Source organism: Dehalococcoidia bacterium, from assembly GCA_035528575.1.
GTDB lineage: Bacteria > Chloroflexota > Dehalococcoidia > E44-bin15 > E44-bin15 > DATKYK01.
On sequence record DATKYK010000040.1, the window covers coordinates 67,532 to 89,577 of the forward strand.

General features: G+C 48.7%; 20 protein-coding genes. 9 read left to right on the top strand and 11 right to left on the bottom strand.

All coding sequences use genetic code 11. The features are described from left to right. Positions 1 to 41: 41 nt before the first annotated feature. Together VMX96_09935 and VMX96_09940 are read left to right on the top strand one after the other, a co-directional pair. Complete coding sequence (locus VMX96_09935) at positions 42 to 290, top strand: NAD(P)-binding protein (protein ID HUU64217.1); 249 nt, start codon at positions 42 to 44, stop codon at positions 288 to 290. 5 nt (positions 291 to 295) lie between these two features. Beyond that, on the top strand, positions 296 to 1,543 hold the full coding sequence (locus tag VMX96_09940) for an NAD(P)/FAD-dependent oxidoreductase (protein ID HUU64218.1): 1,248 nt from the start codon (positions 296 to 298) through the stop codon (positions 1,541 to 1,543). Positions 1,544 to 1,776: 233 nt separating this feature from the next. Here the strand turns inward: VMX96_09940 and VMX96_09945 are convergent, their stop codons facing one another. From VMX96_09945 to VMX96_09960, 4 genes are all read right to left on the bottom strand, one after another. Next, entirely contained in the window at positions 1,777 to 2,766 is a 990-nt protein-coding gene (locus tag VMX96_09945; GenBank protein HUU64219.1) for a hypothetical protein, read from the bottom strand. Between the two features lie 20 nt (positions 2,767 to 2,786). Then, positions 2,787 to 3,983 carry a thiolase family protein gene (locus VMX96_09950; GenBank protein ID HUU64220.1) on the bottom strand — a complete coding sequence of 399 codons (1,197 nt, stop codon included), beginning with the start codon at positions 3,981 to 3,983 and terminating at the stop codon, positions 2,787 to 2,789. A 124-nt stretch (positions 3,984 to 4,107) separates the two neighbouring features. Beyond that, a complete protein-coding gene (locus VMX96_09955; GenBank protein HUU64221.1) occupies positions 4,108 to 4,800 on the bottom strand; it encodes an XRE family transcriptional regulator in 693 nt (230 codons plus the stop codon). Between the two features lie 14 nt (positions 4,801 to 4,814). Then, positions 4,815 to 5,978 (bottom strand): acyl-CoA dehydrogenase family protein, encoded by a 1,164-nt coding sequence (locus VMX96_09960; protein ID HUU64222.1) that lies wholly within the window; start codon positions 5,976 to 5,978, stop codon positions 4,815 to 4,817. Between the two features lie 484 nt (positions 5,979 to 6,462). On the opposite strand from VMX96_09960, the gene VMX96_09965 reads away from it, so the two are divergent. After that, complete coding sequence (locus VMX96_09965) at positions 6,463 to 7,059, top strand: GNAT family N-acetyltransferase (protein ID HUU64223.1); 597 nt, start codon at positions 6,463 to 6,465, stop codon at positions 7,057 to 7,059. A 184-nt stretch (positions 7,060 to 7,243) separates the two neighbouring features. On the opposite strand, the gene VMX96_09970 is transcribed toward VMX96_09965, so the two are convergent. The 7 genes from VMX96_09970 to VMX96_10000 form a co-directional block, all read right to left on the bottom strand. Then, positions 7,244 to 7,474, bottom strand: a complete 231-nt coding sequence (locus VMX96_09970; protein HUU64224.1) for an acyl carrier protein — start codon at positions 7,472 to 7,474, stop codon at positions 7,244 to 7,246. Between the two features lie 127 nt (positions 7,475 to 7,601). Continuing rightward, entirely contained in the window at positions 7,602 to 8,624 is a 1,023-nt protein-coding gene (gene plsX / locus VMX96_09975) for a phosphate acyltransferase PlsX (protein ID HUU64225.1), read from the bottom strand. A 27-nt stretch (positions 8,625 to 8,651) separates the two neighbouring features. Next, positions 8,652 to 9,710 carry an acyl-CoA dehydratase activase gene (locus VMX96_09980; GenBank protein HUU64226.1) on the bottom strand — a complete coding sequence of 353 codons (1,059 nt, stop codon included), beginning with the start codon at positions 9,708 to 9,710 and terminating at the stop codon, positions 8,652 to 8,654. After that, positions 9,711 to 10,502, bottom strand: coding sequence for an acyl-CoA dehydratase activase (locus tag VMX96_09985; protein ID HUU64227.1), 792 nt, complete (start codon positions 10,500 to 10,502; stop codon positions 9,711 to 9,713). An 8-nt stretch (positions 10,503 to 10,510) separates the two neighbouring features. Further along, on the bottom strand, positions 10,511 to 11,782 hold the full coding sequence (locus VMX96_09990; protein ID HUU64228.1) for a 2-hydroxyacyl-CoA dehydratase family protein: 1,272 nt from the start codon (positions 11,780 to 11,782) through the stop codon (positions 10,511 to 10,513). Beyond that, positions 11,779 to 12,831: a 2-hydroxyacyl-CoA dehydratase family protein gene (locus tag VMX96_09995; protein ID HUU64229.1), complete on the bottom strand. Its 1,053-nt coding sequence runs from the start codon at positions 12,829 to 12,831 to the stop codon at positions 11,779 to 11,781. Before VMX96_09995 ends, VMX96_09990 begins: the two co-directional genes overlap by 4 nt. Positions 12,832 to 13,115: 284 nt before the next feature. Continuing rightward, positions 13,116 to 13,928 carry an SDR family NAD(P)-dependent oxidoreductase gene (locus VMX96_10000; GenBank protein ID HUU64230.1) on the bottom strand — a complete coding sequence of 271 codons (813 nt, stop codon included), beginning with the start codon at positions 13,926 to 13,928 and terminating at the stop codon, positions 13,116 to 13,118. 295 nt (positions 13,929 to 14,223) lie between these two features. Between VMX96_10000 and VMX96_10005 the strand changes: the two genes are divergently transcribed. The 6 genes from VMX96_10005 to VMX96_10030 all read left to right on the top strand — a co-directional run bounded on the left by VMX96_10005 (position 14,224) and on the right by VMX96_10030 (position 21,328). After that, the gene (locus VMX96_10005; GenBank protein ID HUU64231.1) at positions 14,224 to 15,879 is read left to right on the top strand and encodes a GAF domain-containing protein; all 1,656 of its coding nucleotides are present in this window, start codon (positions 14,224 to 14,226) and stop codon (positions 15,877 to 15,879) included. After that, positions 15,848 to 16,501 (top strand): response regulator transcription factor, encoded by a 654-nt coding sequence (locus VMX96_10010; GenBank protein ID HUU64232.1) that lies wholly within the window; start codon positions 15,848 to 15,850, stop codon positions 16,499 to 16,501. Before VMX96_10005 ends, VMX96_10010 begins: the two co-directional genes overlap by 32 nt. A gap of 278 nt (positions 16,502 to 16,779) precedes the next feature. Continuing rightward, positions 16,780 to 18,825 carry an FAD-dependent oxidoreductase gene (locus VMX96_10015; protein HUU64233.1) on the top strand — a complete coding sequence of 682 codons (2,046 nt, stop codon included), beginning with the start codon at positions 16,780 to 16,782 and terminating at the stop codon, positions 18,823 to 18,825. Beyond that, complete coding sequence (locus VMX96_10020) at positions 18,822 to 19,505, top strand: methylenetetrahydrofolate reductase C-terminal domain-containing protein (GenBank protein HUU64234.1); 684 nt, start codon at positions 18,822 to 18,824, stop codon at positions 19,503 to 19,505. The genes VMX96_10015 and VMX96_10020 overlap by 4 nt, the downstream gene beginning before the upstream one ends. Beyond that, the gene (locus tag VMX96_10025; GenBank protein ID HUU64235.1) at positions 19,498 to 20,409 is read left to right on the top strand and encodes a methylenetetrahydrofolate reductase; all 912 of its coding nucleotides are present in this window, start codon (positions 19,498 to 19,500) and stop codon (positions 20,407 to 20,409) included. Before VMX96_10020 ends, VMX96_10025 begins: the two co-directional genes overlap by 8 nt. A 52-nt stretch (positions 20,410 to 20,461) precedes the next feature. Then, entirely contained in the window at positions 20,462 to 21,328 is an 867-nt protein-coding gene (locus VMX96_10030) for a response regulator (GenBank protein ID HUU64236.1), read from the top strand. Positions 21,329 to 22,046 lie beyond the last annotated feature (718 nt).

A 22,046-nucleotide genomic window follows, 5' to 3' on the forward strand; every position in this document is an offset into this window, starting at 1 on the left:
TTCCTACTAATTCAGCTGATGTTTTCTAAAAGGAGGAAGAGATGGAGAAGTCAATAATCATCATTGGAGCTGGAATCGCGGGTATGGCCGCTGGGTGCTATGGACAGATGAATGGCTATCGCTCGCGCATATTCGAGATGCACGATAAGCTGGGCGGATTGTGTACTGCCTGGGAGCGCAAGGGCTACACTATAGACGGCTGCCTGCATTGGCTAGTAGGGATCAGCCACCCGGTACTGGGTTATACCGTCTCTGGGAAGAACTGGGAGCTCTACAGGGCCAGCAGGTGATAGACATGGACCAGTTCTACCGTATCGAAGATGCTGAGGGCAAAGTTTTTAACCTGTTCTGCAATATCGATCGTTTAGAGAAACATATGAAGGAGCTTGCACCGCAAGATGCAAAGTTTATAGAAGAGTGCACGAAAGCCATGCGCCGCTTTATTCGCTTAGACATGCCTGTTGATAGACCACCTGAGTTCTACGGCCCTCTTAGTGGAATAAAGCTGATGCTCAAGATGCTCCCCTTATTCCGCGATTTCAAGAAATGGAGCCGCATTACTATGAAGGACTTCGGCATGCGCTTCAATAATCCTCTACTGCGCGACGCCTGGCAGTTAATATGGTTCCCTGAATTCGCCTCCATATTTATGCTGATGACCATATCGCTTCTTCACCAGAAGAGAGCTGGTTATGTTGTGGGTGGTTCAATGAAGATATCACGTGCTGTAGAAAAAAGATATTTCGACCTTGGCGGTGAGATCAACTATAAGTCTCGAGTGGATAAAATATTGGTAGAGAATAATCGCTCCGTCGGAGTTAGATTAGCTGACGGAAGCGAACACCGTGCCGATTATGTAATATCAGCGGCAGATGGGCACGCTACTATCTATGACATGCTAGAGGGTAAATACATAGACGGCAAAATCAATGAATATTATGATAAATTCCCTATCTTCCCGCCGTTAATCTATATTGGATTGGGCGTCAACCGCTCATTTGATGATGTGCCACAGCTAATATCGGGTTTGGTCTTTAAGCTTGACGAGCCAGTGACAGTAGCTGGTGAAGAGAGGGAATGGCTGAGTGTACGTATCCACAACTTCGATCCTGACCTCGCTCCTGCTGGAAAGACCTTACTCACCGTTATGATTGAATCTAACTACGATTACTGGAAATCACTTCGAGAGGATATTAAGCGATACAAGGAGGAAAAAAAGCACATAGCGGATGACATTATTAGTCTGCTGGACAAGCGTTTCCCTGGCCTATCGGCTCAAGTCGAAATGCGAGATGTGGCGACGCCGGTTACTTTCCAGCGCTATACCGGCAACTGGCAGGGCAGCTTCGAAGGCTGGTTAATGACCCCGGAGATTGTAACACTGAACATGAGAAAGACCTTACCCGGGCTTGATTCGTTCTACATGGCAGGGCAGTGGGTTCAGCCAGGTGGCGGTTTGCCCAGTGGTGCCATGACTGGACGATATGTCATTCAGCATATCTGTAAAAGAGATAAAAAGCAGTTTCTAGCCACTGTACCATAACACCAATCCAGAATTTACTCGGCTACAGAAGCTCCTATTTGACATAATTTAAGCTCATATATGAATGCTAGGCTAGTCTCTAATGCAGGCACTGTATCTAACGAAATTAACCGTTAAAGCAATGCAGTATTATATGGAAAGCTAAACCACTCAAAACCATGATGCTAGGTACCAGTGTGGAGGAGTGAAGCACGCCCACGAACCCAGTTCGCAGACTACATCCCCATCTTGTACTAAATTTTCCTAGCTCTAGCCAGGGATCGCGCTGCCCTATCCAGCTTGAAGATGGTGGTAAACTCCATGTTTTTGCTGATCCAAAGCTTCTTCATGATAACGGAGTCGGTAAGGGCACCCCTATAAGCTAGACCGTCGAGTAGGACCTTGGGATCTTTACAGACCATTACAAAGTCAGGTGACTCCAGAGCTTTCTCCTCGATCCTGATGTCACCATCGTCAATCACAATGGCGAACTGACCACCTGTGATCTTAACCTGTATGCTCCGCTTCCAGCCAGCGGTATCCTTGCGGGCTCGCTCTGTCTCATTCATTTGCGCGGCGACAGCCTGCATCTCCACAAGGGCATCTTTGTAGGTAGCTGAATCCTTTTCCTCAGCGGCTGGAAGCCCGGGTTCAACAGCAGCACTCCAGTCTAGCTCCGATTCTCGAAGCCCTTTCCTGGTGATCTGCTCTTTGGTCAGCTCTGAGGTTGGGACGCCGAATATATCGATAATCTCACCAATGCGATTGTCCCGGAAGACGATTTTCACCTCGGTCCCTTTCGTAACCAGCCCCGGCACCAAGATGCCCGTCGTGGTGTATACGATTATACTCAGGGCTGTGTCGGCTCCGTTCAAGATCACACGGCCTCTACCGAAGGGTGCCATGTGCTGAAACATCGAGGTGGCGAAATAGGTAATGGGCGGGGTGCTATTCATTACACCTACTTGCTCCACCTCGATCAGCTCTGTTGAAGCAAAATTGCAATCCGGGCACCTGGTCATGAACGGGGGCACCCTCACTATACCGCATTGGGTGCACTTACAGCCCAGTACCTTCTTCTCGTCCCGCAGCGCCAGGAAGAACTGCGACAGCTCGCCCTTACTTCTCCGGTAGAAGGTGAACATCGCGTCGTTTACCTCCAGGTAATCTTTACCAGCGATGTTTACTATCGTGCAATCAGCATCTGGTATGTATTCAGACGGTATCACTTTATTATCAGCCATGGCTAAATCCCCCCTTGTTTTTATTCGTGCTCAAGAATCAAGCACACACCGTATTGGGCAACAGTGCTACCCGTGCCATGGACAAGAGCCGCCCGGAGCTTCCTGTTAATGAGCTCACTCCTGGCGGACCAGGCTGACATTATATTGCTGGCACCAACGGCGTGCCCGCAGTAAATAAGCCCACCGCAGGGGTTCACCAAGAGCTTGCCCCCACGTGTCATGATCCCGTCCTCCACCAGGGCATCAGCCCGGCCCAAAGGCACGAAGCCGAACTCCGCCATGCTGATCTCGAGCTGGTGAACGAAGGCATCGTGAAGCTCCACGATGTCTATTGACTTGATCGGGTCTTCTATTCCAGCCATCTCATAGGCGCGGTGAGAACTCAGATAGTCGGACATGATTCGAGACATCACCTTCTGGTTCTTACCAGCGAAGGAATGCTCATTGGCTTCCCCAACGCCCGTTATCCAGACCACAGGCTGCCCGGTGTTTCTGGAAATGGCCTTGGCTGTCTCCTCCTCGGCAAAGATGAGGGCAGCAGCGCCCTCAGTATAGACGCAAATCTCCAGTTCCTTAAAAGGGTAAACCACAAGTCTGGAGTTCATTACCTCTTCAGGGGTTACCTGATCAAACTGCCTCTGGGCGTAGGGATTGGTCCTCACCTGCTGGCTGAGCAGCGCCGAGATCTGTGCAGTGACCTCCGGCTTCAGGTCCCTTGGATGCTCGTCCATGTAGGCCAGTACCACCTCGGCATAGCTGTCTGAGGCTGACCAGCCTATTTTCTGCTCGAAGAAACTGTCGCCTGACCAGCCGATCGTCTTGATCACCTCTGGAGTAGCCGACATTGACTGAAAGTCGAAGCAGTCCGTTGCCTTCTCAACACCCAAAACCAGGACAGTCTTGAACCTCTCCGCCGCCACATAGGCATGGGCAGCCGACATCGTGTAAGCGCCAGTAGCGCCGCCATTGGAGACACGGATGCCAAACTTATTCTGGAGGCCTATTATGCCTTGTAGAGGGTGCTCGGGGATACATGTCCTCTGAAAGATATCGTTGTAAATGCCGTAAAAAGCCGCATCCACATCATTTGGTTCCAGCCCGGCATCCTGCATGGCGCTCATGGCAGCCATCTGGGCCAGCTCGTAATAGGTCTTTTCTATCCATTGACCCCTAAAGGGGGTGACTCCTGCACCAACTATACCGACCTTTCTCGCCATAACATCCCTCCACGTATTGTTTAACGCTTTCTACGTCTTGCCAACGGAGTGCTGGACAGGCTCTGTAGTTTATAGTGGATGCCTCTTGGTTATGCTATTGGGAGCCTATTAGCGCTAGCCATGGCTATTCGGACCCGGGATAGATAACGGCTAATATCTTGGTCTCGCTGCCGCCGACGCTCTTGACAAAATGAGGCTGGCTCGAATCATAGTAAAGCGCATCGCCAGGCCCGAGGAACTCAGTTTGATCCCCGACTCGGGCCATCATTTGTCCCTCTAGGACATAAAGAAACTCCTGCCCATCGTGTGTAGAAGGCTCTTCCGCGTCACTAGGTAACAGAGTTACCATAAAGGGCTCCATCGATCTGTTCGCCTTTTCCGGGGCGAGAGATTCGTAAGAGTAGCCGTACTGCTCGCTCCTTCTTTCCCCGTGGCGGGAGATAGGACGACGCTGGTCTGCCCTCACTATGGTCATAGGTTTATCGACCCCGGGAGAGATAAAGTAACCCATCTTCGTTTCCAGCGCTTTGCCTAGCTTTATTAATTCGCCCAAAGGAGGAATCATTTCATTCGATTCCACACGCTTTAAAGTATCCATATCTATGCCCGTCCGGCTGCTTAGATCCTGAAGGGTCAGACCGTGCATTTCGCGAGCATTCCTGACCCGATCGCCAAGAAGCTCTCCTTCCTTGGGCCCGATGGCAAGGTGTTCTACCCGAGATGAGTCTGTTAGAAAGTCCTCAGATCCTATGAAGCCACGTTGGGACGATTTTAATCTGCCACAGGCGCTTGCGCGCTTCACCTTATTCTTTTCCATTTTGCTTCTTCCTCCTACATTGCCCTTCCTGCTACACCTATACCCCGAGCGATTATAATCCGTAGTACCTCCGACGTCCCCTCACCAATCTCGAGAAGTCTCTGATCTCGATATAGTCTTTCGACCTTGGAATCTTTCATCAGACCATAGCCCCCGTGGAGCTGTACTGCATGATGAACACACCTATGCATTACCTCAGAGCAGTATAGTTTGGTCATAGCCGCCTCCCGACTAAAGGGACGCTCGTTCTCTGCGAGCCAGCATGCCTTATAGAGTAGATTTCTGGAGAGCTCGATTTCGAGGGCCATGTCTGCCAGCTTAAAAGCGTTCACCTGAAACGAACTTATAGGCCGTCCAAATTGGATGCGCGAGTTGGAGTATTTCAGAGCAAGCTCGAAGGCCCCTTGGGAGCCACCAAGCCCCATAGCAGCGATGCTCAGCCGTCCTCTATCCAGAGTAGAAAGCATCTGGTGGAACCCGTCTCCCCTTTTCCCTAAGAGATTCTCCTTGGGTACAATACAATCATCCAAGAAGAGCTCACCCGTATTTGACGCCCGCCACATCATTTTCCCCTTCATCTCCCTAGCCGTCAATCCGGGAGTATCCGCAGGAACAAGCACGCAGCTCAACTCAAGCTTTCCATCGCCGTGCCGTCCTGTAACAGCTTGCATAGTAATGACTCCTGTGAGGGAACAAGCTGAGTTCGTAATAAAGATCTTCCTCCCATTGATGACCCAATGATCTCCCTTAAGCTCAGCCCTGGTTTGAGAGCTTCCAGCGTCGGAACCAGCTTCCGGTTCGGTTAGACCGAAGGCTGCCAAGACCTGTCCCGAACAGAGTTTTGGAAGCCATTCCTGTTTTTGCTTCTCGTTTCCGAAGTAATAGATCGGTCCAATCCCCAGTGAGTTCGCGGCAGCAATTGTAGCAGCCTGGGAACCATCAACCCTCGCTAGTTCCTCCACCGCAATAATATACGAGATGTATCCGATATTGGATCCACCATATTTCTCTGGGACGAAGCAACCAAGAAGCCCAATTTCAGCCATCTTTCGTGTCAACTCGATAGAGAACTCCTCCCTCTCGTCCAGCTCTTGAGCTATGGGGGCGATCTCCTTTTGGGCGAAATCCCGGACGGCATGACGTGTCAGATTCTGCTCTTCTGTTAAATCAAAATTCAGCGCCATTTATTATATCTCTACGTCTGGAAAAGTTTGGTGGTATGTCAAAGATCCGACATTTCCCTGGATTGGCACATTATTTATGTATAAATTGTCTACTATAAATCCCTAGCAAGCTAATGAGACCTGTGCGTCATCAGCTTCATTGATACTACTCAGTAATGGGCACTTTAAGCGGCTGAGCTAGTTTTGTCAATACTGACAATTAGACATGAACCCCTGCCCGTTCAGAATACTGTTACAAAACTGGAATTGTGTGTGAGGTTGGTGCGTGTAAGGGAGTGTTAACGTGGAAGATGTCATGTAGTGTCAGGCAAAAGTAGCACATGCAACCCCGATGGGAGTCAGGGCAATGACACCGTGATCAGAAGGCAGTGAGTCAATGTATTGTATTTGCGAAGTACTAAAAAGCGATTTCGACCCCTTGATTTAGTAGCACGGGATTTTTACAATTGATGCGATGGGTACTAATTTACAGGGTCTGGTGGAATTGAATAAATCCCATATCAAACCTGCTGCCGTAATACTTAGCCAGGCATTCTGGAATTACCCGGTTAGTACCTATGCTTACCCTGACTCACTTGTGAGAGAGAAAAGGCTACCCTACTTCTTTCAGTATGTCCTGCATTACTGCACACGATATGGCGAGGTTTACACTACATCCCATGAGATGGAAGGGATTGCCATCTGGTTGCCCTCAGATAACTATCCAATGACTTTCTGGAAGCTGATACGTTCTGTGCCACTGCCAGTATTATTCGGTTTAGGCTGGGAGAGTGGGCAGAGAATGAAGTCTTTTGGTGATTATATTGACAGCGTTCACCAACGTCTAACCCCTTTCGAACACTTGTTTTTACAGACAATTGGGGTAGATCCCCATTTTCAGGGAAAGGGCTTTGCAGGTAAGCTACTAAGGCCGATGTTAGCCAGAATGGACGAAGAAGGTTTACCATGCTATCTCGAGACAGTGGAAGAAGCAGATGTCCTGCTATATGAGCACTTCGGTTTTAAGGTAGTCGAGAAGAGTACTGTTCCCAAAACTAGCCTCACTAATTGGGCTATGTTGAGAAGAGCTCCATAGCCTGCAGGAGTATCTGCAGGCCCTATTTCAACCTCAGATTTGGTACCCCCTCTGGGAGTAGAACTCACGACAAACGGTTTGGGAAACCGTCTTCAGGTTATGAGCTACTCAGACTGGTCAAGTAGCCCCAGTAATGGTTCTCTTATCCTCCGCTATAGGATTGCTAAAACAAGTTGCCCTTAATCTATTTGATGCAGCTATCCATATAATTAACGAAATCCTCTATGGTTGTTAGTTCTTTCAAACGGTCAATATCTATCTCTATATCTAATGCCATTTCCACACCGATTATGATCTGTACCCAGTTAAGGGAATCGGCTTTTACATCCTTAAGTGCTGTATCCAGATTGATTTCCTGCTCATCGCAATGGGTAATCTTAGCAATTACTTTTCTTAGTTCGTCCAGTGTTGACACTATTATCTCCTCATGAGACTGTTGAATTAGTCTCGATCAATTCCCAGGCCACCAGTCCCGACTACTACGGGACACCTCTTTTTCAGCGGTCTCTCTCTTGAATACAGTAGTATTATCTATTTACTTTCTAATGATTGTCCTCTTGTACCTTTGCTATTTCAGTCCGCAGCTGGCCAACAAAGTCGCTCTCCAGCGCCTCTTTCAAACATTGAATCGTTCCGAGTATCTGGGGTGCCCGGCTACTACCATGGGTTATGCCTACTATCCCATCTATGCCCCACAAAAGGCCTCCTCTTTCTGTGCTGGCACTGACAAGCTTGTGTAGTTCAGAGGTGGTATTTTCCAGGTCCGCTGGCGATAGCTTATCTTTTAATTCCTGGCCAAGCCAATGGCAAACAGCCTCACTAATACCCTCGCATAACTTAAGCATTATATTCCCAATAAAGCCATCGCAGACAATTACGTTCACTTTACCACTGGGAATATCTATACCTTCCACATTACCAATGAAGTTTAATCCACTGTTTTTTAGCAACGAGTAAGCCTCTTTCACCTGCTCATTACCTTTGCCCTCCTCAGCACCCACATTGAGGAGACCAACAGATGGATTCTCAACACCATGGAAGATTTTAGTATATACAACACCCGCCGCAGCAAAATTTAGCAGGTGGCTTGGCTGACAACCTACATTGACTCCGAGGTCTAGAACCACGGTATCTGGGGCCAGCCTGAGAAAGGCACCCCCAAGAAAGGGCCGCTCCACGCCTGGTATTGTTCCTAAATATCGCATGGCACAGACCGCGGCGGCAGCTGTAGAACCAGCACTCACCACGGCGTCGGCTTCGCCATCCTTGACAAGCTTGGTGGCTACCGCCACCGAGCTGTCGGTCTTACGCAGGGCAGCCATGATTGGATCCTCTCCATCTTTAATTACCTCGCTGGCTTCGACCAGGCGAACCGGGAGGTTGGTGACATCGGTCCTATTTAGCTCACTCTCAATTTCTGCTTTGAGACCTACCAGTATTATCTCTATCCCTAAATCCCTGGCGGCCTGGACTGCTCCCCTGACTATCTCACCGGGAGCATAGTCACCACCCATCGCATCAACCGCTATCCTTAACTGCCGGCTCGTATCGCTTGATTCTCCCATGACACTTCCTCTCTTTATAGATTAAACCTACCAGCTATGGCTTATAGCTTCGCTTGAGCAAATATCATGACAATTTTGTTCAAGGTTACAGCTGCGAAATCCTGGGCATAAGAAGGCCAGCTTCTTCCTCGCCTCTTCGTTCACCTTGGCTTTCGGCTCACTGCCGTCATCCTTAGCAACAATAAAAATCCCCGATGGACAGGCCTGGACGCACTCGCCACAACCATTACACCGTCCTGTGTCAATGGTAATAGAGTATTCCCCGGTTCCGTCAGTATAGCCGTAGTGAATCTTCATCGGTTGTGTACTCACCTTGATCGATCGTTCTTGGGCAAAGATTGCTGCTCCCAGGGCGCCAATTATCTGCGGGTCTTCACTGATAAGTGGCTCCATGCCCGTCTTTTCTCTGAGCTTGGCCACCATCCCTCTATTCTTGGCGATACCTCCAGTTATGCTGAACTCCTTCTCCATAGATACCCGTTTTAAAAGGTTTACGCTGCGACTGGCTATGGCCTCATGCAGGCCGGCCAGAGTATCGCTCTTGGCTATCCCCTGCCTGAGATAGGCAATGGCCTCCGATTTGGCAAAGACCGCGCAGATGGTATTGAAGGGGATAGCCGTTTTTGACTCAAGGGCTAAGTCTCCAATCTCTTCCAATGGGATGTTCAGCACCTCGGCTATCATTTCAAGAAACCGGCCAGTGCCCCCGGCACACTTATCATTCATAATGAAGTTAGTCACCCGGCCTTCACCATCACAGCTAATCGCTTTGCAATCCTGGCCGCCCATATCCAGGATAGTACGCACATCAGGGAAATACCAGTTGATACCCCGGGCATGGCAGCTTATCTCAGAGATATTTTCATTGGCGAAAGGAACAAGCACCCTTCCGTAGCCGGTAGCAACCGTATATTGAATATCACTGAGGGATAGCCCTGGTCCTTTCAAGGCCGCTTCAATCGTCATGTAAGAAGTCTTGATACTCTCGGGACCGGTATCACAGATCACCGATGACAGAATTGATCCATCACTTATCAGCACGGCCTTAGCTGCTCGGGAACCAATGTCTATCCCGGCGAATATCATCTATTTGGCACCTTTTCCCATGTTTTCTCGAGCAATTACAGCTGCTCCCAAAGCGGCTACAATCTGTGGCCTGTCGGGAACCAGAATTCCGAAACCCAGCTCTTCCTCAATAATCTTTACCAACCCCGTATTCAGGGCCACACCACCAACAACTGCCACGTCCCTTTCAATGCCGATTCTCTTGCACAATGATATGATACGGCTTACCACGGAAAAATGTATGCCAGCGATTATCTCTTCCTTGGGAGTTGGTGGATCGCGGTGTACATGAGATATCACCTCAGATTCGGCGAAAACGGCACATGTACCGCTTATATCAGCCTTAGATTTAGCTTGAAGAGACAGCTTTGACATCTCTTCAACAGGCATTTGCATTAGCTTGGCCATCTGTTGTAAGAACACCCCGGTGCCGGCAGCGCATTTATCATGGTTGACCCAGTCGATTATATGTCCCCGTTCGTTCACCTTGATGACGGTACTACTCTCGGCACCCATATCTATGGTAGTTCTAGCTGATGGAACTAAGTAGCTAATTCCCCGGGCAAGGCATGTAGTAATGGTTTTCTTTTTATGGCTGAACGAAACAGATTTACCACCTACTCCCGTTGACACAGTGTATAGGTCGTTATTAAAGCTGACACCAGCCAGATTTAGAACCTCCTCCATGGCAGCTTTGGCGCTCGATTCGACATCATCATCGGAGTGAACAATACAAGAAGCCAGGATGCCATCATTACCCAAGATGACTGCTTTGGTGGTCAGGCTGCCTGCATCAATACCCAGCGCTTTCATGGCGACTACTATTGACGGTCTTCTAAGAGCTCAAAGAACTGTTCCAATTTATTCCGTACGTCTTCCTCGGAAGTAATTGTTGGGTCGACGACATCGCAATCTAAGGTCAGAACCGGCACATCTATCCTGTCCAGAACATCCCTGAATAGCTTGATCGTAGCACATGTGTGCCGACAGCCGACGTCAGCGTAGTATATCGCGCCATCAACCCTATACTGCTCAGCGCAGTTAACAATACCGTTTAATGCTCGCTCGTCCAGAGGGCCATACATGCGCATCTCCGGAAGCATGTACGACTTCTTAGCTACACTCTCTAGCGGCTTCGCCGGGTCGAGAGTTCCTTCTCCCCAATAGGTAAAGAAAGGCTCCGTTACACTCACTGCACCATATTCCTGTGAAATCTTCTCCAAAAAACCAATGAGGTACATTGGTGGTATGAATAGGCTCATCAGGCGGAATCGCTCGGGTGACACTGCTCCTTGGCCAGCTTTCACCCTATCAGCCAACTCGTCACGAAGCGTCTCTAGGTATTCAATAGCCTCAGGTCGACCCGGAAATAAATAATCGATCGTTAGCAGCTGTAAAAAGCCCTGGGGATTAAAAGGGGTTGGAATAGCTTTGCGTAGTTCATTGATTTCACGGAGGAGTTCAATTTGCCGATCCATTAGAGCTACGATATCGGCCAGCCGGTCCCAGTCCATCTTCCGGCCGGACTGTTCTTCTAGGAAATGTATCATATCCGTTAGCTCGCCTACTAAATACTTCTCTTCATCCTCGCTACGCTGGAACGGATGATCAATGAAGAAACCGGGGCAGTGATTGATCTCCATGAGAAGTTCACCACTCTTAGCCGTGTTATCGCATACCAGGTTGGACCATAGCATAACACTAGGTCTTGGCAGGACGCCTAGTGCAAAGGCACCAGCTAGGCCCCGATGTGGCGTACATATTTCAGAGGCTAACCCCAGCTCGACCCCGGCCGAAAGCATATCTGCTGAATGGCCTGTGAATAGGGCTATCATCCAGGTAGTTGTCTCAGTGTGCATGGGGACGATGTCCATAGCGTAGAGGATCTCAGCGGGGAAGAAGACAGTGTGTGCGGCTATAAATTCACCCTCTTTGCTGGCCTCGAGTAATCGGGTATAGTAATCGGCCATCATCTGGTAATATAGTGTATTACTTTTTCGTGCCTCAGGACTTGCCTGGTTCATCCTACTGATTATGCGGCTCGCCCGTATGATTGAATTAAGCTTGTTTTCCTTGCCCTGGGAAACTATCAATTTCTCTTTGCCTCCAGCATTTCTAGGAAAGCCTGCACTCTGGTGCGGATCTGACCAGACCCTGGTGTGCCATATTCAACATCCAATGCTAATGTCGGTATCCCTTGCCCCTTTAGCCTTTCCGTAAGTAGAGGCAGGTCATGTGCGTATGGCACACAGTATCTGACGATCTGACTGATCACACCATCTACTCTAAATTCACGAGCTAGGTCAAGTATGCGATTGAAGCGCTCATCGGAAGGAAACATACGGGCGCAGGGGAAATTATTCAAGTAGCGCTGTGAGATCGCTTGAAGAGGAGTTATATTTCTATCAAGAACCACCGGGTCAGACCAGTATCTGGTACTAGTACAAAGCTCATCTGTTACCACTAAACCCCCCAGCTCCTCTATGGATTCAATAAATTCTGGGTTGGTCATAACACTACCCACGACCATCAAACGTGCCCTGCTTTTGTGGCTATTCTCTCGTATGGAAAGCTCATCCAAAAGGCTCCTGAGCCATTCATTAAACAACTCCTTAGGCATACGAAAGCACGTATTAAGCACTTCCATTGTCTCAGTACCGCTAATGGGCGGGGTATCGAACTTTCGCAACTCATAAAGACGTTTAAGGAGATTTCTGGATTCATTATATACCACAATGGACCGATAAAGTGACTCATCTGTTATCTGAATTCCGAGGAATTCTTCTAAATGGGTCTTAAACTGTTTGACCTGGCTGTGATATAGGTCATGTGCCGGCTGCGTGTACTTGCGTGGTACGGTAAGTACATGATAAAAGGGGGTGCCGATATAATGACGCCATAGGTCGAACAGGCGGCGGGCTCCGTCACATGTAGACCCGCCAACTACGCCGTCCAAAAAGTCATATTCTCCTTTGAGGCCCAGTTGCAGGCAACTTCGGGAGAAAGAACAGGTATTAATATATAAGTACGCATTACCATCGTCCAGCTCTGTCTCCTTTGAGTAGCCGGTAATCCTGATGGGAAGGGCCCCGGCAGCATGTAGGATTTCCTCAGGGACATAGGTACATAGCCAGCCAAACACCTTCTTTCCCTGACGCTTATGTTCTAGAATCTGTGACGTCTTGGGAAAAGCGTCATTGACTTCACGAAATCGTTCGAGTGTATGCAGTCTGGTATTACCTCCTGTTCAATATCGGTGATATGCAGTGCGGCACTTCTCCTATTAGCCTACAGAGATACGATAATGTTGGAGTTACTTCAAGCCAAAGGTTTATTATTTGCATACCGGTTACCCGAGCGTAGTCTGCAATCTTAACAAAACCTTGAGTCTGCTGCCAGTTCAATCTAGGGTTAACCACTTGATGCTCATGATAATAGAAGACCACCATCTACAACGACAAGGCTACCGGTTATATAGCTGGCCAAATCTGATGCTAGAAACAAGGCAGCTCGACCAATATCATCAGCCCTGCCAAGCCTCCCCAGTGCAGTGCCAGCCATAAACCGCTTCAGTTCTGCCTTCCATTGGCTTTGTGAGAGCCCTTCGCCCTGTGACAACGTGCCTTCTGATAGAATGCTCCCGGGGGCGATGGCATTCACGCGGATATTATGTTGTCCCAATTCCAAAGCCATGCTCTTCGTTAGCGAATGTACACCACCCTTGGACGCGTCATAAGCGGAAAGCCCTATGGATAACGGGCGGATGGAGCTAATGGAGGCAATATTTATGATACATCCGCTTTGTTTCTGCTCTATCATATAGCGGCTAACCTCACGGCTACAGAGAAAAGTTCCTTTAAGGTTTACCGATATTACCTTATCAAAGTCATCGCCAGTTATTTGTGTCAAGGGTATGGCTGGGTAGATACCAGCATTGTTTACTAGAATATCGATACCGCCAACTTCCTCCACCGCAGTTCTGACCATTTCTTGTATTTCTTTTTCTTGGCTTACATCAGTCTGGATAAAGGTAGCCTGATACCCACGTATCCTAAGCTCTTGGCTGGCCTTCTGCGCTCTCTCGCTTTGCATATCAACAATAACAACGCTGGCACCTGCTTCGGCAAGCCTGTACGAAATGGCAAAGCCTATGCCCATGGCGCCACCGGTGACAATAGCTCTCTTGCGGGTAAGATTGATTAGTTCGCCAATCGGTGTATATTCGTTTAGTGGAACCATAAGCGCTCTCGGGGTTATTCCAAGCTATGCTTGGTTTTACTTAGCCATGTTTTTTGGTACGCCAATCGTATAGAGTAACAGGCTACTATAGAAAAAGTCAAGGATAATTTATAGTAGTGTTGACCCGTAACACCCTGATCAGAAGTTAAGGATTCATTGTTTTGTATCTACAGAGGTTCCAAAATGCGATTTTGACACCCCTTTTCACACTAAATAGTGTGGAGCCTGCTAAATTCACTTCTTGACAAGGCCTAGTCGTTGCAGTACCTTTACCGATATAAGGGTGGGGGTAAAGATGCCAAGGAAAGATACAGCAATTCAGCGAGCCGCTAAGAATGCAGGTTTAGACATAACCTTACAGGATGTGGTTGATAGCATAGAAGATGAGTTTCTTGTCATTGATAGTGAGTACCGTGTCAGAATGGCAAATTTTACGGTTCAAGGCAGAATCCAGCAGAGAACTAAGTCTCTTATTGGTGGCCTTTGCTACCAGGTGCTTCATGACAGGAATAGGCCATGCAGTGCACCTCTGTGGGAATGCCCGCTTAGAAAAGTTCTTGAAAGCGGTACCATAACAACAGTTATTCATCCTGATCGTGTCCTCGGAACCAATAGATATTTAAAGATTACCGCTTATCCACTTCGTGATAGCCGTGGCAATGCAACAGGTATCGTTGAATTGAGAAGAGACGTCAGCGCAGAAAGGGACTTGGAGAGCCAGATCCTGCGGCGGCATCATCAGCTTCTCGCATTGAGTCATATTACAAGTGCGGTAAGTGGGCTGTGGGATTTAGACGCCATCTTAAAGATCGCTTTGGATAATGTACTGGAGATTATTAACGGTGACATTGGAGGAATTCTGCTCTTGGACGAAGGTACGCAAGACCTGCGCTATCGCGTACAGCGCGGTTTGTCTGCCAAATATGCCGAGGAAGTTAGGATGCGCAAAGGCGAAGGGATAGGGGGAACAGTAGCCCAGAGCGGTGAGCCCATGCTGTCGGAAAACATCTCCCAAGATCCACGCGCTGCTCACCCAGATTTAATAAGCGCAGAGGGTCTCAAGGGTTTCATTAGCATTCCTTTGAAGGCGAAGGACCAAGTCGTAGGTGTGATGAACCTCGCCAGCCATGTGGCAGGGCGGTTTAGTGCAGATGATGTGTCCCTCCTCAGCTCCATTGGCGACTATCTCGGCACGGCAATTGAGCATGCGAGACTGCATGCCAGACTAGAAAGTGCAGGAAAAAGATATCAAACACTTCTACAACATTCTCTATCCGCTCAGGAGGACGAGCGAAAAAGGATCGCGCGGGAGCTGCACGACGAAACCAGCCAATCGATTACCAGCTTGACCCTCAACCTACAGGCCATTATCCAAATGGCGGAAATGAAAGGTATTGAGGATACCGAGCTTATGGAGAAAATCAAGATGACGCACTCATACGCAATTCATGCCGGCCATGAGGTAGTTAAGCTGATGAAGGAACTCCGCCCAACTTTGTTGGATGAGCTTGGGCTTCCTGCTGCGATCCACCGGTATGCTAAGGACACTCTTCAGGTGCAAGGCATCGAAGTATCTGCGGAATTCATCGGCACGGAGGAGCGGCTCTCGCCAGAAGTTGAAGTAACGCTTTTCCGTGTCGCGCAGGGAGTAATAGGCAATATCTTGGAACATTCGATGGCGAAGAATACCTCTATCAAGCTAGTATGCAGCGTCAGTGAGTGTCAGTTATGCATTGAGGACGACGGTCAAGGGTTCAACGTCGATAAGATCACACGGGTAGACCCAAGCGGACGGGGAGCAGGGGTATTTACGATGAAGGAAAGAGTAAAATTGGTGGGCGGTGTTTGTCATATTGACTCCCGTCCAGGGCAAGGGACAAGGGTTGTGGTGAATGTTCCATTGGGAAAGGATGTGGCAATTGAAGAAGATAAAGGTGCTAATAGCCGATGACCACACCCTGGTGCGGGATGGAATCCGTTCTATGCTAAATCTCGTTGCCGACATAGAAGTAATCGGGGAGGCAGCAAATGGAAGGGAGGCTGTGGAAATGACAAAACAACTGGTACCAGATGTGGTTCTTATGGACCTAGCAATGCCTATCATGAGTGGCTTGGACGCAACTCGCAGAATACGCAGGGAATTCCCCGGCACTAAGGTGCTGGCACTAACCCAGTATGATGACAACGAATATGTAATCCCTGTTATCGAGGCTGGGGCAAGTGGCTTCGTTACTAAGATGGCTGCATTTTCAGAGCTTACTTCAGCCATCCAGGCCGTATACCATGGGGATTCCTTTCTATCTCCATCGGCGGCAGCAGCCCTCGTAGAGGAATGTCAGCAGAAAACTATTGGAGAAGAGGGAAAAGAACCTTACCAACTATTGACAGATAGAGAAAGAGAAACGTTAAAACTAGTTGTTGAAGGATATACCACGCGGGAAATAGCAGATATGCTGGTAGTTAGCCCAAAGACCGTCGAGTGGTATAAAAACAGCCTAATGAAAAAACTTAACATCCATAATAGGACTGACCTTATTAAGTTTGCCATACGTAAACGGCTTATAACCATATGATGGCATGAATGAAACCCTTCTACTAACTTCCCACGCATTATCCCCTTGTTGGGACTTCCTTCATAGACAATTCAGGGTATTTCCCTAGTAAGAATTCCAAAAACATATCATCCTTATCCTAGGGGTTTTCCTATTGTCGCTTCCCTAAATGACAGGTACTATGTGGGTGGAGTAAATATTTTCTACTTAAAGGTAGTATGATGCGACCAATCATAGCTGATAATAATCAGGGTTATAAAGCCAATCGAACTAGAAAAGTCCCTGTTGATCACAGCCTCATGCCACCCTGCCAAGCTGCCTGCCCTTTGCACATGGAGATAAGAGAATATGTTGATTTGGTTGCTCAGGGAAGGATCATGGAGGCATTACAAGTAATAAGAAGTGGCAACCCTTTTCCATCTATCTGTGCCTGCGTCTGTACCCATCCCTGTGAGGATGCCTGCCGGCGCTCTCAGGTAGATAGCCCCATCGCTATTCGAGCATTGAAGAGATTCGCCCTTGAATTCGGTGGTGACAGGATGATCCAGACTAAAGCGGAGACTACACATCATGAAAAGGTTGCCATAGTAGGGTCCGGTCCGGCAGGATTGTCTTGCGCTTACTACCTAAGGGAGTCGGGCTATCCGGTAACCATATTCGAAGCCCATTCGGAACTGGGGGGTATGCTCCGAGTCGGCATTCCCCAATACCGCCTTCCTCGGGAGGTACTCGAGACAGAGGTTCAGAGGCTAACGCAGATGGGGGTTGAAATCAGGACGGAGACGCGTGTGGTGTCCCTAGATCTGCTATTTGATCTGGGTTACAAGGCTATCTTTATAACCATCGGTGCCCATCAGAGCCTTAGAATGGGAATAGAAGGAGAAGACAATCCAGGGGTGATAGATGGTGCAACTTTTCTCCGTGAAGTAAACCTGGGACTTAAGCCATCTCTGGGGACAAGGGTCGCCGTGGTGGGAGGGGGGAATGTAGCGCTTGACGCCGCGCGGACTGCTCTTCGATTGGGTGCGAATAAGGTGTATATTCTCTACCGCCGCAGCCGTGAGGAAATGCCCGCAGATGCCGCAGAAGTGGAGCAAACCCTGGATGAGGGGGCCGAGATCCTGTTTCTGGTAGCGCCAAACAAAATAAGAAGCAAAAACGGGCGATTAAGCGTAACCTGCGTAAGAATGGAGCTTGGGGAACCAGATGCCAGCGGCAGGCGTCAGCCCGTGCCGATAAAGGACAGTGACTTCAATAAGGAATTCGATACCCTAATTACTGCTATCGGTCAAGCACCTCAGACACCGGTCGATTTCCACGTTCGCATTGGCCGGGGCAGCACTATTCAGGTTGATACAGTAACACTCACCACCAATAGAAGAGGGGTCTTCGCCGGCGGAGATGCTGTCACCGGGCCAGCGACCGTGACGGAAGCGCTGGCAGCCGGGAGGTTGGCGGCCTCACGTATTGACGATTACCTCCAGCACAGGTACCCGCTGGTTAGCAAAGAGGAGAGGAAAAGCGTGGCAGGTGATCTGCACCCTGAAACGATAGAAATGATAAGGAAAACTGGCCGACTTGAGCCACCGATTCTTTCTCCAAGAGCAAGGAGAAAGGACTTCAAGGCAGTGGAGCTTATCTATGACTGGGAGGTCGCTACCAATGAAGCGAGAAGGTGCCTTCGGTGCGGTGTGGGCGCGGAGATCCTGTTCCAGGATAAGTGTGCCTCGTGCCTTACCTGCCTGAGGGTCTGCCCGTATCATGTCCCCTACTTGGATGCCAGCGGTACAATCCAGATACCGGATGATCAGTGTCAAGCTTGTGGTATTTGCGTGGCCGAATGTCCAGCCAAGGCAATAGTCCTGCGCAAGCTATATGACCGACGACAGATAATTGAGGAGCTGGATTATATACTTAAGTCGGCGGCACAATCGACATTCAAGCCAATAATTATCGGCTTTTGCTGCCAGTATGGACTTTTTGGCACCGGCACTCTAGCAAGCTTATGGAGGGGGCCTGGGGCCGGTGTCTGGATAGTGCCTGTTCTTTGCGTAGCCAAGGTAGAGGCTGACCACATACTGCGTGCCTTCGAGATGGGTGCTGAGGGGGTTTTCATCGCCGGGTGTGGGGAGCAGTGTTCCAGAGAAAACACCGCCTTCTGGGTTCGAGAGCGTGTTGAAAAGGTTAGAAGGACACTGGTACAGATTGGTATGGAGCCGGAACGCCTGCAGGCTTTTGTCTCAAGCGACACCAACGAAGATCTTGCCGCGGGGATAGATAATTTTGTCGAACAAATAGGTGGACTCTATTTAGCCTCGGTAATAGTGCAGGAGGTGAAAATTTGATAGTCGCCGAACAAAAACCTCTGGAGGAAATTAGGCGAATGATTACCCCCTATGAAATGGTATTGATACTCGGTTGTGGCACCTGCATGACAGTTTGTGATGCTGGTGGCGAGCGTGAGGTCTCTTACCTCCATAATGCATTACGAGTAGCACAGGCAAAGGGCGGAAATGGAACTCACACCTTCTCAGAGTATACAGTGAAAAGACAATGCGACCCTGAATTTTTAGACATAATTGGCGATAAAATTGCTGACGTGGATACCATTCTTTCCCTTGGTTGTGGCATTGGGGTACAGGCTCTAGCCGAAAGGTATCCGGATCTGCCCGTATTGCCCGGTGTTAATACATCTTTCATGGGTATGGCAAATGAGTCTGGGGTATGGGATGAGCGGTGTGCCGCCTGTGGTGATTGCAGATTAGAAGATACCGCTGGCATTTGTCCTATCACCAGGTGCACCAAGGGGATACTCAATGGTCCCTGTGCTGGTACCAAGAATGGTAAGTGCGAAGCGAACAAAGATATTGACTGCGCCTGGATCCTAATCTACAAGCGTCTGGAGAGACTGGGACAACTGGAGAAAATGCGCAGGTATTACCCTATGAGAAACTTCCGCGCCATCCCTAGACCAAAAAGGATCACTAGCAAAACCAGCGTTGATGTAGGAGGGGATAATGGCTAACTCATTATTTGAGGAAAAACTCAGCTCTAAAGAATTCTTGGTGACCACGGAGATAGGGCCACCCAAGGGGGCAGATGTTACGGAAATGATTCACCACATAGATCTACTCAAGGACAATGTTGATGCTATCAACGTTACCGACCATCAAAGCTCGGTGATGCGTTTCCCTTCCCTGGGCGGCTGTTTGCTGGTGAAGGAACGGGGTGGTGAGCCTATCTTGCAGGTGACCTGCCGTGATCGAAACCGCTTGGCGCTTCAGGCCGATCTCCTCCTGGCATACTCCCGAGGTATCAATAACGTGCTTTGCCTAACCGGAGATTCCATTGACGTAGGAGATCACAAGGAGGCAAAGCCTGTTTTTGACGCGGATTCCGTGCAATTACTGAGGATGATAAGGACAATGGAATCGGGAAAGGATATGTCAGGTGAGGACCTCAAGGGTACCCCCAAGTTCTGTATTGGCGCCTCAGTTCATCCCGAAGCAGACTTTATCGAGCCACAACTGATCAAGTTTGAGAAGAAGGTCGCTGCCGGAGCACAGTTTTTCCAAACGCAGGGAATATTCGATCTGGCAAGCTTGCGCCGCTTCATGCAGTATGCCTCCCAGTTTGATGTTCGAATCTTAGCTGGCATTATAGTCCTCGCCTCAGCTAGGATGGCTCGGTATATGAACGATAACGTTCCCGGAATAATTGTAACTGAAGCCATTATCGATGAGCTAGCCGGTGTGGAGAAGGGTAAGGGGCTTGAAAAAGGAATCGAGATTGCTGCCAGATTGATGAGAACAATAAAGGAGGAAAACCTGTGCCACGGCGTCCATATTATGGCAGTAGGCAATGAAGGGATTGTGCCTGAGATATTGGAGGAGGCAAAACTGCTCGGTGTGCCTCCTAGAGCAAAGTAGAGCATAGCCACAGGCTAAATAGGCTAATAAAGTAATGGAGGGAGGAAGTAAAATGGGAAACGGTAGCTCTAACAAGATGTCTAAATCCAACAAAAAGGGGGAAAGCAAAAAAAGTAGAAAGAAGAAGGGCGAAAAAATACTAATCATTGACGATGAGCTTGATTTTCTGGAAGCTTTCCGGCGGACTTTGGAAGCAAAGTCCTATCAAGTAATAACTACCTCCGGCAAAGAACAAGCCCAGGAGATAATGGGAGCGGAAGAACCCAATCTCATTGTTCTGGGTACAATGGCTCCAGCAGGGCAAGCATTCTCTATGTACCAGTGGCTTGGACAGCATCCCAGATATAAAGATATACCGCTTCTCGTGATCGATGCCCGGTATGAGGAGCGGCCTATTAAGGGATGGAGAAGGTTTGAGGGTATGCAGCTAGAGGCTGATGAATACGTAACTAAGCCAATTGAGCCAGCTTCGATGGTGCCCCAAATTCAAAGCCTGCTTGAAGCAGCGATAAGGCGCATAAGAGTAGTAGTAGCTGATGACCATACTATGGTCAGAACCGGGATATGTTCAGTTCTCACGCTGCAAAAAGAATTTGAGGTGGTAGGCGAGGCTGTAAACGGGCAGGATGCCATTGAAAAGGTGATGCAGCTTTTACCGAACGTTGCATTAATAGATATAGCCATGCCCGTAATGAACGGGATAGAAGCGACTAAACGCATAAGTAAGGAATACCCGCAGACAAAGGTTTTAATTCTGACACAATATGACGAAGAAGAGAATATGGTTATTGCCAAGAAGTCAGGGGCATACGGCTTTATTGCCAAGAAGGCTGCTAGCTCCGACCTAATAAGAGGCATAAAGTACGTAGGCCAAGGGAGATACTACCCTACATCTTTTGCCGAGTTAGTTGTTGGATAAAAGCGAGTACCTTGCCTCCCAGAAATCAGTCTAGGTAAAATGTTAGACTTTGGGCCAAATGGGAAGGGAACCTCCGTAAAAACTATCTTATGCGACTCTGATGGGATTTGAGGCTGCGATATTTAATGCCAAACCCAGACTGGCAACACCCTGATCAGAAGTCAGGGAGTTATCGGTCTATGCGTAAAGAGGATAAAAGAAGCGATTTTAACTCTTTAACTTAGTATCGCGGAAATTCTGCAATTTCTGTGATGGGCATGTGACACTTGTGTGATGTGAGGGATTTAGACGAGTTAGGGAGTCTGGAGAGGACCTATTTTAGACTCCCTGACTCGAGGAAAACAGAGGTGAAAAACTACCTACCAGGTATTATGTGAATTTATATTTAAATAAGGTTTGGTGAGCCATTTGAGTTAAAAGCACGAACCTTTTCCAAGACTTTTGCATTTGTCTATTAGAAAGCGGCCAAGAGAACGGGCAGGGACATCTTGGCCTCTCTTTTGAAGCGAAATACAGCAGTTTGTTGGTTGAACATTCTGGACTCTTGTGTGGTCGCGAGCGGTGGTGGATTTGAACCCCGGACACCCTGATTAAAAGATTGGGTAACGCTTTTCGGCTCTGGAGCCCAGTTTTGAACCTGACAACCGCTAATTCCTCAGGCCAGTCTGGGTATCACTTTTCAAGCTCTCTGAAACCTATTTATTGCACTCTTTCTTAA

What these genes read in the sequence shown, in the direction of transcription:
- VMX96_09935 (HUU64217.1), top strand. Translation starts at nt 42, where the DNA reads ATGGAGAAGTCAATAATCATCATTGGAGCTGGAATCGCGGGTATGGCC.
- VMX96_09945 (HUU64219.1), bottom strand. Translation starts at nt 2,766, where the DNA reads ATGGCTGATAATAAAGTGATACCGTCTGAATACATACCAGATGCTGAT.
- VMX96_09980 (HUU64226.1), bottom strand. Translation starts at nt 9,710, where the DNA reads ATGATATTCGCCGGGATAGACATTGGTTCCCGAGCAGCTAAGGCCGTG.
- VMX96_09955 (HUU64221.1), bottom strand. Translation starts at nt 4,800, where the DNA reads ATGGAAAAGAATAAGGTGAAGCGCGCAAGCGCCTGTGGCAGATTAAAA.
- VMX96_10030 (HUU64236.1), top strand. Translation starts at nt 20,462, where the DNA reads ATGGGAAACGGTAGCTCTAACAAGATGTCTAAATCCAACAAAAAGGGG.
- VMX96_09950 (HUU64220.1), bottom strand. Translation starts at nt 3,983, where the DNA reads ATGGCGAGAAAGGTCGGTATAGTTGGTGCAGGAGTCACCCCCTTTAGG.
- VMX96_10000 (HUU64230.1), bottom strand. Translation starts at nt 13,928, where the DNA reads ATGGTTCCACTAAACGAATATACACCGATTGGCGAACTAATCAATCTT.
- VMX96_09985 (HUU64227.1), bottom strand. Translation starts at nt 10,502, where the DNA reads ATGAAAGCGCTGGGTATTGATGCAGGCAGCCTGACCACCAAAGCAGTC.
- VMX96_09940 (HUU64218.1), top strand. Translation starts at nt 296, where the DNA reads ATGGACCAGTTCTACCGTATCGAAGATGCTGAGGGCAAAGTTTTTAAC.
- VMX96_10005 (HUU64231.1), top strand. Translation starts at nt 14,224, where the DNA reads ATGCCAAGGAAAGATACAGCAATTCAGCGAGCCGCTAAGAATGCAGGT.
- VMX96_10025 (HUU64235.1), top strand. Translation starts at nt 19,498, where the DNA reads ATGGCTAACTCATTATTTGAGGAAAAACTCAGCTCTAAAGAATTCTTG.
- plsX (HUU64225.1), bottom strand. Translation starts at nt 8,624, where the DNA reads ATGGGAGAATCAAGCGATACGAGCCGGCAGTTAAGGATAGCGGTTGAT.
- VMX96_10015 (HUU64233.1), top strand. Translation starts at nt 16,780, where the DNA reads ATGCCACCCTGCCAAGCTGCCTGCCCTTTGCACATGGAGATAAGAGAA.